This window comes from Bacillus sp. S14(2024) (assembly GCF_050473785.1).
Lineage (GTDB): Bacteria > Bacillota > Bacilli > Bacillales > Bacillaceae_G > Bacillus_A > Bacillus_A yunxiaonensis.
Map to the genome: position 1 here is coordinate 1 of NZ_JBFLUP010000010.1, position 12,706 is coordinate 12,706.

The following is a 12,706-nucleotide window of genomic DNA, read 5'->3' on the forward strand; positions in this document are numbered from 1 at the left end:
GTGGATCAACACGACGCTTTCCACCAAACTTAGAAATTAAGTAACCAAACTCCATTACTTTTCGAGATCCTACATGCTGCTGCCTTGAGGCAACGATGATATGCCCTTTTCTTGGTTCAATTGGTATGGAAAGATCAAGCATCTCTCCTATTCGAGGCGCCCATACTCCTGCCGCATTGACGACATGATCCGCAGTAAAAACTCCGTTTGTCGTTTCTACAGTAAATGAACCACTTTCTTCTTTTTTCATTTGTTTTACTTCTGTATGCTTGAAAGCTTTAGCTCCTAGTTTTTTTGCGTCTTCCAAAAGTGAAAAAGCTAAGAGATAAGGATTAACCGTAGAATCAGTGGCGCATTCTAGCCCACCTAATAAATCATCTGCAAAAAAGGGGGACTCCTGCCGAATATCCTGCCGGTCAAGCATTCGAAATGGTAAACCGCAGCTTTTGACGATTCACCCATTTCTGTGCCGCTTCCATCTCCTCGTCCGACTCACAAACAAGGATGCTTCCTGGTGCTCGATATTCAAATGGATACTCCAATTCTTTGCTTAAGTCATCCACTAATTTCTGACTAAACAACGACATCTGACTATCAAAACCCGGGTCTTTATCAATCGCCAAAATATTGCCGTCACATCGTGAAGACGTGCCACTAACAAATTCCCTTTTTCAATTATCGTTACATCTCTTCCATACTTAGAAACATAGTAGGCAATCGAACAGCCAATAATTCCCCCGCCAATGACTAACACGTCACAATGTTTCACATCACATTCCTCCTCTCGATGAAATGGCCTCATTATCTAAAATGCAATTCGTGTGCCAATTCATGTGAAACTATCACAATGGACTATTACTTCATCCCGGCTGACGGTTCGGTGCAAGTGACGGCGACTCGCATCGAACAGGAAAATTTCAGAGGGAAAAGAAATTACTTTTGTGCTTTCAAATTTTTGTTCCTATCACCAGGATTCATTCCTGATTCAGTTCCTCAATTTCTAAACACAGCAGTTTTACTCTCATTTCATAGAATGAAATTTTCTGTTTAAATATTTTAAACATTCAGCTAATTGGTGTATAATTTTTTTTACAGTGTTAATCATTTTTTACAGCGCAGGAGGAGGATCACTATATTTTCATTACCGTCAGTAAAAGAAATAATAAAACATCTTCTAATCGATACACCGTTCGATAAACATCAGATTGAACAGAAAAACGGTGAATTTTATTATCGTTCAACAACAGAAACGCTTGATTTCCCATGCAAAATCGTATATGAAGATGATCCATTCTTCACCTTGATTGAGGCGTTTAATCAGCATTCCACAGCAATTATTCTTGATACAACCAAAAATCCAATAGGCTGTATAACAGCCGCTCAAATGATCCATTTTCTTCATAACTCTTACAATCAATTAAAAGCATTTTATGAAACTGTCATTCAAACAACAGATTCTTCAGTCACAGTCATTGATGATAACGAGCATGTTTGCACATGGACCGAAGGCGCAGAAAAAATTTTTTCAGTCAAGCGGGAAAATATAATCGGCCAACCAATTACGGATTTTTTCGACTATAAAAATCTAGAAATCTTGCAATCTCTGCATAAAGGGAAAAGTATTGCAGGACAGCACCATCAGCCTCGGTCTGATTTGTTTGTCATAATCAACTCTAATCCCGTTTATTTTAATGGTCAGATTATCGGGGCAGTCGTTTCAGAAACGGATATCACAAATCAAGTCGTACTGAATGAGAAATTATTTAATATGTCCAACGAAGTACACCGTTTAGAACAAGAAGTAGCAAAATATAAGGATTCATCTGATCCATTTCAATCTATTAAAGGAAAAAGTACCACCCTGCAAAGAACAGTGGATTTAGCTAGAAGAGTATGTTCTGTTAAATCCACTGTTCTCATATTAGGCGAAAGCGGTGTCGGAAAAGAGGTGTTTGCGAAAGCAATTCATGAGGCAAGTGAAATGCCGAAAGCACCTTTTATTTCAATTAACTGCGGCGCGATACCAGCATCTTTATTTGAAAGTGAGCTATTCGGATATGAACGGGGTGCTTTCTCTGGTGCCGATAGTAAAGGAAAAAAAGGAAAAATAGAACTAGCAAAAGGCGGTACATTATTTCTTGATGAAGTAGGTGAAATGCCGCTCGAAATGCAGGTAAAACTCCTACGCGTGCTGCAGGAGCGGAAATATTATCGCGTTGGTGGAGAAAAAGAAATCAATATCGACTTCCGTATCATCGCTGCTACAAATCGCGATTTACAAGAATTAATGAGAAAAGGACAATTCCGTGAAGATTTATATTACCGATTGAACGTAGTCAGTTTGCACATCCCTCCTTTAAGAGAGCGGCAAGAAGATATTATCGAATTAACCCATTACTTTTTACATGATTTTTCTTTGAGCTATCAGCGGCCAATTCATGAGTTTCCTCCAGAAGTCATGCATGAACTGCTTCGGTATGATTGGCCTGGCAATATTCGCGAACTTCGCAATGTCATAGAACGGCTCATCGTATTTGCAACAGATGGCGTAATAAAAAGAGAGTATTTACCCTTTCATCCAAATAGTATCAACTTTGAAAACACACCAAAGACTGTATCTAATGTACTTCAAGAAAATGATTCAACCATCTTATCACTACAAGAAGAAATGGATCAACACGAGAGAAAAGTAATCGAAAGAGCGTTACAGATCTTAGATGGAAATAAATTAGAGTGCGCGAAACAACTTGGTATCACAAGAGCCACTTTATACAATCGTTTGAAGCGCTCGGCCTACATTAATCCTCTTCCTCCTCTGCATTGGCACATTTTTTGCATAATATTTTTATGAAAGACTGTCGAGGAGGAATTCAAATGGTTAACAAAGAGAGCATTGTGATTTGCCGCTGTGAAGAAGTTACTTACGGACAACTTCAGAAAACGGCAGATCAACATACATGCACAGCAAGAGAATTAAAATTAAGAACACGAGCAGGAATGGGCTTTTGCGGCGGCCGCACATGCAGGCCGACATTAGATAGAATTATTGAAAGTGTTATCCCTAATGTGTCACCTGGTGAAATTCCGTTAAAATATCAGCCCCCAATTCGGCCGGTAACCTTTGGAACAGTAGGTGAAAATCAATGACTAGAATCATGAACCATCCCATTTTAGGGAATTTAGATGATAGAGAACGTATTTCCTTTCAGTTTGACGGAATTCAATATGAAGCATATGAAAATGAAACGATTGCGGCGGCTCTTTTGGCAAACGGAATACGAAAACTGCGCGTTCACGAAGATAGCGGGACACCTAGAGGTATTTATTGCAATATCGGTCATTGCTTAGAGTGCCGTGTAACTGTCAATGATCAAGCAAACGTAAGAGCCTGCTTAACAGTTGTCGAAAAGGATATGATTGTTGAAAGCGGCAAACAGCATCCGAATATTGTAAGAAGGATGGTGGAAAAGCGATGATTGATGTCATTGTAATTGGAGGGGGCCCAGCAGGATTAGCAGGAGCTATTGCATGTGCGAGCTTTGGTCTCAAAGTGACTGTTATTGATGAATTTATAAAACCAGGCGGCAGGTTACTAGGACAACTTCATCAAGAACCTTCCGGTGAATGGTGGAATGGCATAAAAGAATCAGAGCGCCTTCATCAAGAAGCGAAAAAATTATCGGTCGATATTCGCTGCGGTGTGTCTGTTTACAATTTAGAAAAAGAAAACCACCTATGGAATGTACATACGAGCTTAGGTACGCTAGAAGCACCATTTGTACTAATTGCGACTGGAGCTGCCGAGTACTCTATCCCGCTGCCTGGTTGGACCCTTCCTGGTGTAATGTCCATTGGCGCAGCTCAAGTCATGACAAATGTTCATCGCGTCCAAGTCGGCAAAAAAGGGATCCTTATCGGAGCAAATATTTTAGCATTTGCGATTTTAAATGAATTACAACTAGCTGGCATAACAGTTGATCGAATTGTACTCCCTGAAAAAAGTGTCCTTAGTCAAAAAGCTGGTGAGCCTGAAGAGGTTATGAAATCGCTCTTGAACGCAGCTCATCTCGCTCCATCACCGTTATTACGTATCGGGAGCCGTTTCATGAAAAATGACTGGATGCGGAAAGTTGCTTTAAACTTTTATCCGAAAAACGGCATGAAAGTGAACGGTACTCCCCTTCAACTTCGGAAAGCAGCACTCGAAATTATCGGTACAGATCAAGTGGAAGGAGTACGCGTCGCCGATATTGATGCAAATGGCAATATTATTGAAGGGTCTGAAACTATTCACGAAGCGGATTTTGTCTGTATAGCAGGCGGCTTGTACCCGCTGGCAGAGCTTGCCGCTGTTGCCGGATGTCCATTTCAATACATTCCTGAACTTGGCGGTCACGTGCCCCACCATTCAGAGATGATGGAAACTCCTCTTAATGGACTATTTGTAGCCGGGAATATCACCGGGATTGAAAGTGGCAAAATTGCCATGGCTCAAGGAACAACGGCGGGATTGTCAATCGCCAAACATGCCGGAAAAGAATCGAACACAATTGACCAAAAACTACAACAATCTGTGCAGCATGTCCGTACTGTTCGCAAGCAAGCTGCAATCCAATTCAATCCTGGGATTGATAGCGGCAGAAGCAAAATGAACGAACTTTGGGAACGTCTCTATTCAAATGACAGCACTGGGAAAACTCCCAAACAAATTGTGTAATGAAATGAAAAATCCCGTCAGTCTTTGTTCTGACGGGATTTCTTATTTACATAACGCTCGTTAGCGGAATTTATACGTATTATAAAGAACCACTATTGCCTTTAGACTCACCTAAATCTTTTTGAGCTTTCTTAATTGCTCTAATTTTTTCTTCATCAGTTATGCTGCAGTTACTGAAGAACGTTTTGGCTTTCGCTTACTCTTTTTCTTGTGCCACCACATATACGTGCCAGTAAACATTAAAATTGATGGTGTAAGACCACCAATAACATATAAGATTTTTGTAAATAAACCACCAAACGTTCCTGTATGTAGTGGTTTAAGCCATGTCTGATACGTCAATCCATCATCCACCTTTGGATCTTGTTTAGCCAACACTTTCCCGCTATACTGGTCAACCCATATTTTCACATTCCCATTCCCTGGATCGTATGGACGACTCAAACGAATTTCCACAGCACCTTCTGCTTTTCCTTTTTTCGCTTGCACAGGCATCCTTACTTGCGTAATAGTCCCTTGAGGAACTGCCTTTTCAGCTTCACCTAACAAGGAATCAAGAGGGAGTTTTCCTCCTGAAAGAGGCTTAGAAATAAGTTTCTCCTTCGATGGCATGACACTAGTTTTCGCTCCGATCCACCCAAAAATTGTCTTATCGTATGTAAAAAGTGCCCCTGTTAATGAAACCACTAATAAAATTGGCATAGCAATGATTCCAATGACTTTATGTATATCATACTGTTTTACATATGTATTCTTACTACGCCGTATAACAAAACCGCGTGCCCATTTTTTAATTCCAGGCCACCATAAATACAACCCAGATAAACTAATAAAAAAGAAAATAAATCCAATAATACCCACAATTTCTTTACCGTTAAAATCATTAAGAAGTAAATGATAATGAATCTCTTTTACTTGATTAAAAAACGCTTTTTCCCCTAATTCTCCATTTATGTTACTGGTCCCCGGATCAACATATACAGATTTCGTCCCTTTTCCTTCTTTCAAATTAAACAAATAAACCCCTTGAGAGTGTGGATCATCTGGCGTATACACACGCTGAATTTCTCCCTTTGGGTATGTGCTTGCTACAGTTTGCAAGGCTTTCTGATATGTAACCGGTTGACCCTTAGTTATTTTGTATAAATCAGGATAAATCATACGATTTAATTCGTTGTCAAAGACAAGCAAACTTCCAGTCAATCCAATTAGCACAATAAACATACCAGCTATCATGCTAAGGTATAAATGAACCTTTCTAACCATACTGCGAATCTTCATAAAAGTCCCCCTTAATGAAATGAAAAGTCAAATTAATATTAAAGATAATGATTATCATTGTCAATATGTAAAAATTCAAAATATAGAGTAAAAGTTCAAATATAATTGTTCCCACAACAAAAAGAGGATTATTTTTTCACACCCTTACCTTAAGTTTTTATCCCCCACTTATCTTCCTCGTTTCTCTCTGAATTTTGAGGGAGGGTCTTACTGCCCGTTAATACGGGATAAATCTCAAGATTCATGATTTTTCAGCCCTTTTCAAAGCAGTAATTTCAATATCACTTTCACCTGAAATATAGCTAGCAATGTATGCCTTTTAAAGCCTATTCATGTGATAAAAACAGACATTTTTGTAAACTAAAAAAACCGTTTGAAATATATTTTCATAAAATCATAGCTTAGTGTAGGAAATGTGATGCTTTGGCGGCGATAGCACATTGCAAAAATTTTCATTGACAAATAAAAAATGCGGGATTAAGATTAATCTAGTTTTTATTGATAAAGATTATCATTATCATTTTTAGATATACTAGGGGAAGTTCATTGCTTAAAAAATTTTTAAATCTCAAAACCATTCTTATATCGTTTTCCTTGTTGGTAGTAATTGGTGTCATCATATGGCAGGGAGTGAATTATCAAGGGAATCCTGATCCTACCGCTAAAGATATAACGCCAGGTGCTGCAATCATAAATACGGCTATCCTTATCTTTCGGGAAGGATTAGAGGCTATTTTAGTATTATCAGCAATTATCTCTGGCTTAGTGCGTAAGAAACAAGATAACTATTGGAAGCCCATTTCTGCTGGAGCGGGGGTATCCTTCTTAGCCACAATTGCTACATGGTTTATTGTAGTAGGGATTATTTCTTCTGTGAATGCATCGGAGCTTCATATTCAAGCTGCAACAGGAATTCTAGCTGTTATTGTTTTATGTATTATCATGAACTGGTTCTTTCATAAGATTTATTGGCAGGGTTGGATTAACCTACATAATCGTAAGAAACAAAAAATAACCGGAAATAATGGTGAGAGTGTGGCAAAGAGTACATTTTGGTCTCTTTTCCTACTAGGTCTTACATCGGTTTATCGTGAGGGTTTTGAAGTCGTTCTTTTCCTTCAAAATTTACGATTAAAAGTGGGATCTGATGTTATCTTACAAGGAGCACTGATTGGGTTAGCGTTAACGATGATAGTGGGAGTTCTGACCTTTTTAGCTCATCGCCGTCTTCCTTATAAAAAAATGTTGGTATTTACAGGCGGTCTCTTAGTGGTTGTCTTGGCCGTAATGGTGGGAGAAACCGTACAAGAGATGCAACTAGCAGGATGGATTAGTACAACTACCATCAATATTCATTTCCCTGATTGGATGGGGGTTTGGTTCTGTATATTCCCAACAGTTGAGACATTATCAGCTCAAGTTATAGCTGTAATTTATGTATTAGGCTCTTACTTTGCTGCTCGTTATTTAACAAAACGAAAAGCAATGAAACGACAAACGCAAGCAGTGTCATAAAAACAAAAAGAGGTCTACCTATTCCTATCAAGTAAGCAACTATAAAAAAGATTAATCAGCCATCGAGATTTGATATTCTATCAGAACTCGGTGGCTGTTTAATCTTCTTTGGAATTGTTTATCCTGCATTAATGGGCAATTGCTTCAATCAATCAGCAATGTGGAATGAAAAAAAACCATTGATGGAGATTTCACTTTAGTAATCTTGAGTCAACTACCCACCACTTATCGTTTGGCTACGCCCTTCACACGATTGAAGTGGGGTATCCTTGCCGATTTTAGATGAAATATCACACTCTATTCTAAGTGAATTGTACAATTATATAGTTCTGGCTCCCAGCCATTCTTTGCTTTTATAAGTTTAGTTAGAGACGTGTTTTTCGGAGATTCTACCATATTCAAATGCGGTACTAGTTCCTTTAGAAGATGTCGAATGAATGCACCATGACTAACGATTAATATATTTTTGTTATCATGTTTAGAGGCTATCTCTTCAATTACCGAAAGACCTCTTGTGATTACACTATCAGCACTTTCAATTCCTAAGTCTAGCTCTCTCCAATTCTGTCCCCATTTTAAAACTCTCTCTTCCTCCGTTGTCCCTTCAATCTGTCCTCCGCCTACTTCACGAAGCCTAGGTTCTAAATAAAGAGGGATACTCAAAATTTTTTCTCCTATAATTTCGGCAGTTTGCTTCGCTCTTAATAGATCACTAGAATATATGAAATCCCAATTCTCCTTACGCAAGCGCTCCGCAAGTTTATAAGCCTCTGATAATCCAGCTTGATCAAGGAAATATCTGAACTCCCCTGTGCTCTCCCTTCTTTATTCCACGGTGTACTTCCGTGACGGATTATACCTATTTTAGTCATATGAAACCTCCAAATTATCAAAAATGAACTTAGTTCGAAGTATCATTCCTCTTCCTAAGCTCATCTCGGATATCTTTTAAATATTCATTTCTTTCTCTCATCCTCTTTAATACAGCCACCACAACGTATACCGCAAAGACTGCGACTGCAATATAAAAAATAAGTCCTAAAATTGAAAAAATACCAAACATAGTATTGCCCCCCCCTCACTCTATTCAAGCTTCTGCATGAGCAGATGGAGTAACCCATACCTTATACATAATGTTATCCCCAAGCCAAACTGTATCCGTATGAACATGAAATCGCGGAGCACTTGCCAAGCGAAAGGCCAAAACATAGACGACTTTCTTATCTGGAGTTGTATATCCATCAAATGCACCTGTATATATGTCATTACTTATGGAGTAGCTCCATTCCTCAGCTTCCCATAGCGTATCAAAAATCATATGATCCTCGCGATAATTGGATTCGTGCCAACGAATGTTCATATAGAGACCTCCTGGATTACACACTTGATGAAAACTGACATACTCTATTCATTCTATTGCTTAAAAGATTTCTCACCATATATTTAATTTTCTATTCTCACATAAGGACTTCCTTGCAAAAGCAGCTCCATGAATTTTTCTTTCTCTTTTGGCAGTGTAATCATATGCACTTCAAAATTACTACCGTACGTGATTTCTAAATTATTCTTTTTTCTTCCCACAAATCGTATAGTACGAATGCTTACAGTCGGAATTTTCTTCTTTGTCAGCCAATGTCCTGTTATTAATTCTCCATCAACGACTTTATGCTGGAATACAAACATTTCAGAAATAGGAATAATATTTGCAGCTAAAAATAAGATTCCTGCTGCAAGTCCTGTCAGCCAACCTTTCTCATTCATCATAAATGATATGATAGGAGAGATTACAACAAGCAGCAGCATAATGACAGTAAGCAGTATCATAATTGGATTTTTTTTCACGTAAAATTCCATCTTCATCACTCCTTATCCATATTATACCATCAATTATTGATAAATTCAGAAAAAAGGAAGCGTCATTTCATACGCTTCTCTCTCCATTCTCTTGCTAACATGCTATACACCGCTATGTCCTGAAAATGATCATATAACCATTCTCCCTCACGCATAATTCCATCTAAGTGAAAACCTAACCGCTCTGGAATTGCACGGCTCTTTTGATTGTTTACTCCGCAATGAATTTCAACTTTATTTAATTTTAATTCTTCGAAAGCATAACGAAGCGCAGCCTTTACACTTCGCGTCATAATTCCTTTTCCACTTACTTCTTCCGCAAGATAGTATCCAAGACTTGTTGCTTTCTTCGCCCAATTCACCGGATGAATCCCAATCATCCCAACGAGCTTTCCTTTATAGCGTATACCTGATTCAAAGCCATTTCCATCCGCGAAGTTATGTAGCCACATTGGAAAGATTTCATTGTACCCTTCAGCTGATTTCGTGCGATCCGCCCATGGAAGCCATTCTCGTAAATATTCTCGATTGCTATCCACTAACTCGTATAATTCATCTTTATGTTGCATTTCTAATAATTGTAATGAGATTTCATCATCAACGCGTAGTGTAAACATTTTCCTATCCCCTTATTTTTTCTTATTATTCTAACATTTAAAATCACGATTTTTCTAGAAAAAAATAACAACTTAGCAAAAAACTCTTTTTCTATTTTTTTATACTATCAATTATTGATAAATTCAGAAAAAAAGAAGCGTCATTTCATACGCTTCTCTCTCCATTCTCTTGCTAGCATACTATACACGGCAATGTCATGGAATTGATTATATAAACATTCTCCATCACGCATAATTCCATCTAAATTAAAGCCGAGGCGTTCTGGAATGGCACGGCTCTTTTGATTATTTACTCCGCAATGAATTTCAACTTTATTTAATTTTAATTCTTCGAAAGCATAACGGAGCGCAGCCTTTACACTTCGCGTCATAATTCCTTTTCCACTTGCTTCTTCCGCAAGATAGTATCCAATACTTGTCGCTTTCTTCGCCCTACTCACCGGATGAATCCCAATCACCCAACGAGCTTTCCTTTATAGCGTACACCCGCTTCAAAACCATCTCCATCTGCGAAATTATGCAGCCACATTGGACAGAGTCCATTGTACGCTTCAGCTGATTTCGTGCCGTCCACCCATGGAAGCCATTCTCGGAAATATTCTCGGTTTCTATCCACTAATTCGTACAGTTCATCTTTATGTTGCTTTTCTAATAATTGCAATGAGATTTCGTCATCAACGCGTAATGTAAACATTTTCCTATCCCCTTATCTTTTTCTCATTATTCTGACACTTAAAATCACGATTTTTCCGAAAGAAATAACAACTTAGCAAAAAACTCTTTTTCTACTTTTTAATACAAACAGCTCTTAGGAACAAAGAACGCCTGCAATTGTATATATTATATTCTCTCTTAACTTTCACTGTTCCACCTTACTTAGAGCTAATTCTAAATCAACAAAAAAATGACGTGCCAATTGCACGTCATTTCTTCTTACTTCTTCTCTGCCACTTGTACTTCCTTCGCATAAGCAGCTTCAAATTTTTGAATATCACCAGCGCCCATAAAAATAAGTACGCCGTTTTTATGTTTCTTTAATACTTCTGTTGTCATAACCGTAATAAGCTCTGCACCATCAATGCGTTGCTGCAGGTCTTGAATTGTTAATTCTCCTTTATTTTCACGAGCAGAACCAAAAATATCACATAAATATACTTGATCTGCCTTACGTAAACTCTCTGCAAATTCATCTAAGAATTTTTGTGTTCGAGAGAATGTATGCGGCTGAAATACTGCTACAATTTCACGTTCTGGGTATTTCTGACGAGCAGCTTCAATTGTCGCGTTGATTTCTGTTGGATGATGTGCGTAATCATCAATAATGACCTGCTCACCCATTTTCTTTTCATTAAAACGGCGCTTTACACCACCGAATGTTGTTAACTGATGTTTCACAACTTCGACATCAATGTTTTCATAATCACAAAGAGCAATAACTGCCAATGCATTTAGCACGCTATGATTGCCGTAACCTGTAATTTGGAACGTTCCATAATACGTATTACGAACAAAGACATCAAACACTGTACCATCTGTTCTTTTTTGAATGTTACGTGCCTGGAAATCATTATCTTCGCCAAATCCATAGAAAATAACTGGTACTTTCGCATGAATCTTTTGAAGTTCTTCATCATCACCACACGCAATAATACCTTTCTTCACTTGCAGTGCCATCTCTTGGAACGCACTAAATACATCATTAATGTCTGCAAAATAATCTGGATGATCAAAATCAATATTTGTCATAATTGCATAGTCTGGATGATATGACAAGAAATGACGACGATATTCACACGCTTCAAATACAAAATACTTACTATCTTCTACTCCAAGTCCTGTTCCATCACCAATTAAACAAGATGTAGGGCTTGCTCCTTGCATTACGTGAGATAACAAACCTGTCGTTGATGTTTTTCCGTGAGCGCCAGTTACAGCGACACTCGTATACTTACTCATAAATTCGCCTAAAAAATGATGATAACGATAAATAGGTAAATTTAATTCCTTTGCGGCTTCAATTTCCTCATGTGTATCTGGGAATGCATTTCCTGCGATAATCACTTGTCCTTCTTCAACATTATTTTTATCAAAAGGCAGGATAGAAATCCCACGACTTTCCAACGCTGTTTGCGTGAAAAAACGTTTGTCTACATCAGAACCTTGAACAGTATGATTCATATCATGTAAAATTTGCGCTAAAGCACTCATCCCTGTCCCTTTAATTCCTACAAAATGGTAAACTGTCATCTTAAAGAACCTCCAACATTTCGAACTATTCCAACGGTCTATCTATAAGACAGTATATGATTTTCTTTTTATTTTGGTAATCATCTCGAATTCCTTATAATCACGTTCATGCTCTCTTTTAAGTCCACAACAAATTTATTATAGCAAAAATCAATCCGTTATACTATGATAACAGAAAAACTGATAGGGTCAATTCCCTACCAGTTTATCCGCTTATTCCACTATATAAAATTAACTCTCCACCACCTCAACATTCTGCAAAAAACAACGCAGTTACATGAGGGATGAACTTCCTAATTATATAGTTTCACTTTGTTCCATGTTTTCTTTTTTTTGCAATTGAACACGCTCTAAGCGTGGATTTGGACGATATTTACGTCCCGCTTTCGCTTCCGGTTTTCCGTTCAATTCTACGTTATCACCTGTGAAGCCAATGTTCATTTTTAATAAGCTGCTTCCGACGCCATAAATATCA

14 protein-coding genes and 3 pseudogenes are annotated in these 12,706 nt (G+C 38.0%); 5 read left to right on the forward strand and 12 right to left on the reverse strand.

The annotated features are described in order from the left end of the window. From AB1279_RS24385 to AB1279_RS24395, 3 genes are all read right to left on the reverse strand, one after another. Positions 1-424, reverse strand: a 424-nt coding sequence (locus AB1279_RS24385) for an NAD(P)/FAD-dependent oxidoreductase (protein ID WP_429761581.1), incomplete at its 3' end; no start/stop codon positions are given. Further along, positions 417-587 (reverse strand): hypothetical protein, encoded by a 171-nt coding sequence (locus AB1279_RS24390; RefSeq protein WP_429761582.1) that lies wholly within the window; start codon positions 585-587, stop codon positions 417-419. The genes AB1279_RS24390 and AB1279_RS24385, both read right to left, overlap by 8 nt. Further along, complete coding sequence (locus AB1279_RS24395) at positions 563-802, reverse strand: FAD-dependent oxidoreductase (RefSeq protein ID WP_429761583.1); 240 nt, start codon at positions 800-802, stop codon at positions 563-565. Before AB1279_RS24395 ends, AB1279_RS24390 begins: the two co-directional genes overlap by 25 nt. A gap of 324 nt (positions 803-1,126) precedes the next feature. Between AB1279_RS24395 and AB1279_RS24400 the strand changes: the two genes are divergently transcribed. Genes AB1279_RS24400 through AB1279_RS24415 form a run of 4 tightly spaced genes read left to right on the forward strand, consistent with a single transcriptional unit; the run spans position 1,127 to position 4,717 of the window. Continuing rightward, positions 1,127-2,851, forward strand: coding sequence for a sigma-54 interaction domain-containing protein (locus AB1279_RS24400; protein WP_429761586.1), 1,725 nt, complete (start codon positions 1,127-1,129; stop codon positions 2,849-2,851). A 23-nt stretch (positions 2,852-2,874) separates the two neighbouring features. Next, entirely contained in the window at positions 2,875-3,147 is a 273-nt protein-coding gene (locus AB1279_RS24405; RefSeq protein ID WP_429753542.1) for a (2Fe-2S)-binding protein, read from the forward strand. Further along, a complete protein-coding gene (locus AB1279_RS24410) occupies positions 3,144-3,476 on the forward strand; it encodes a (2Fe-2S)-binding protein (RefSeq protein WP_336484393.1) in 333 nt (110 codons plus the stop codon). Before AB1279_RS24405 ends, AB1279_RS24410 begins: the two co-directional genes overlap by 4 nt. Next, positions 3,473-4,717, forward strand: a complete 1,245-nt coding sequence (locus tag AB1279_RS24415; RefSeq protein ID WP_429757951.1) for an NAD(P)/FAD-dependent oxidoreductase — start codon at positions 3,473-3,475, stop codon at positions 4,715-4,717. Before AB1279_RS24410 ends, AB1279_RS24415 begins: the two co-directional genes overlap by 4 nt. A gap of 159 nt (positions 4,718-4,876) precedes the next feature. Here AB1279_RS24415 and AB1279_RS24420 read toward each other — a convergent pair whose 3' ends face one another. Then, positions 4,877-5,998 (reverse strand): PepSY-associated TM helix domain-containing protein, encoded by a 1,122-nt coding sequence (locus AB1279_RS24420; RefSeq protein WP_429761585.1) that lies wholly within the window; start codon positions 5,996-5,998, stop codon positions 4,877-4,879. A gap of 546 nt (positions 5,999-6,544) precedes the next feature. Between AB1279_RS24420 and AB1279_RS24425 the strand changes: the two genes are divergently transcribed. Further along, positions 6,545-7,513 carry an FTR1 family iron permease gene (locus AB1279_RS24425; RefSeq protein WP_429753539.1) on the forward strand — a complete coding sequence of 323 codons (969 nt, stop codon included), beginning with the start codon at positions 6,545-6,547 and terminating at the stop codon, positions 7,511-7,513. 297 nt (positions 7,514-7,810) lie between these two features. On the opposite strand, the pseudogene AB1279_RS24430 reads toward AB1279_RS24425, so the two are convergent. From AB1279_RS24430 to AB1279_RS24465, 8 genes and pseudogenes are all read right to left on the reverse strand, one after another. Further along, positions 7,811-8,385, reverse strand: a pseudogene (locus AB1279_RS24430) (histidine phosphatase family protein). A gap of 29 nt (positions 8,386-8,414) precedes the next feature. Continuing rightward, the gene (locus AB1279_RS24435; protein ID WP_429757948.1) at positions 8,415-8,576 is read right to left on the reverse strand and encodes a hypothetical protein; all 162 of its coding nucleotides are present in this window, start codon (positions 8,574-8,576) and stop codon (positions 8,415-8,417) included. Between the two features lie 24 nt (positions 8,577-8,600). After that, the gene (locus AB1279_RS24440; protein WP_429757947.1) at positions 8,601-8,873 is read right to left on the reverse strand and encodes a hypothetical protein; all 273 of its coding nucleotides are present in this window, start codon (positions 8,871-8,873) and stop codon (positions 8,601-8,603) included. A gap of 83 nt (positions 8,874-8,956) precedes the next feature. After that, a complete protein-coding gene (locus tag AB1279_RS24445) occupies positions 8,957-9,367 on the reverse strand; it encodes a PH domain-containing protein (RefSeq protein ID WP_429757946.1) in 411 nt (136 codons plus the stop codon). A gap of 62 nt (positions 9,368-9,429) precedes the next feature. Continuing rightward, positions 9,430-9,984, reverse strand: coding sequence for a GNAT family N-acetyltransferase (locus AB1279_RS24450; protein ID WP_429757945.1), 555 nt, complete (start codon positions 9,982-9,984; stop codon positions 9,430-9,432). 140 nt (positions 9,985-10,124) lie between these two features. Further along, positions 10,125-10,678: pseudogene (locus tag AB1279_RS24455) on the reverse strand (GNAT family N-acetyltransferase). Positions 10,679-10,917: 239 nt separating this feature from the next. Then, positions 10,918-12,231, reverse strand: coding sequence for a UDP-N-acetylmuramate--L-alanine ligase (gene murC / locus AB1279_RS24460; RefSeq protein WP_429753532.1), 1,314 nt, complete (start codon positions 12,229-12,231; stop codon positions 10,918-10,920). A 297-nt stretch (positions 12,232-12,528) separates the two neighbouring features. Next, positions 12,529-12,706, reverse strand: a pseudogene (locus tag AB1279_RS24465) (nicotinate phosphoribosyltransferase); the annotation flags it as partial.

What these genes read in the sequence shown, in the direction of transcription:
- AB1279_RS24390 (WP_429761582.1), bottom strand. Translation starts at nt 587, where the DNA reads ATGTCGTTGTTTAGTCAGAAATTAGTGGATGACTTAAGCAAAGAATTG.
- AB1279_RS24395 (WP_429761583.1), bottom strand. Translation starts at nt 802, where the DNA reads ATGAGGCCATTTCATCGAGAGGAGGAATGTGATGTGAAACATTGTGAC.
- AB1279_RS24405 (WP_429753542.1), top strand. Translation starts at nt 2,875, where the DNA reads ATGGTTAACAAAGAGAGCATTGTGATTTGCCGCTGTGAAGAAGTTACT.
- AB1279_RS24410 (WP_336484393.1), top strand. Translation starts at nt 3,144, where the DNA reads ATGACTAGAATCATGAACCATCCCATTTTAGGGAATTTAGATGATAGA.
- AB1279_RS24415 (WP_429757951.1), top strand. Translation starts at nt 3,473, where the DNA reads ATGATTGATGTCATTGTAATTGGAGGGGGCCCAGCAGGATTAGCAGGA.
- AB1279_RS24420 (WP_429761585.1), bottom strand. Translation starts at nt 5,998, where the DNA reads ATGAAGATTCGCAGTATGGTTAGAAAGGTTCATTTATACCTTAGCATG.
- AB1279_RS24435 (WP_429757948.1), bottom strand. Translation starts at nt 8,576, where the DNA reads ATGTTTGGTATTTTTTCAATTTTAGGACTTATTTTTTATATTGCAGTC.
- AB1279_RS24440 (WP_429757947.1), bottom strand. Translation starts at nt 8,873, where the DNA reads ATGAACATTCGTTGGCACGAATCCAATTATCGCGAGGATCATATGATT.
- AB1279_RS24445 (WP_429757946.1), bottom strand. Translation starts at nt 9,367, where the DNA reads ATGGAATTTTACGTGAAAAAAAATCCAATTATGATACTGCTTACTGTC.
- AB1279_RS24450 (WP_429757945.1), bottom strand. Translation starts at nt 9,984, where the DNA reads ATGTTTACACTACGCGTTGATGATGAAATCTCATTACAATTATTAGAA.
- murC (WP_429753532.1), bottom strand. Translation starts at nt 12,231, where the DNA reads ATGACAGTTTACCATTTTGTAGGAATTAAAGGGACAGGGATGAGTGCT.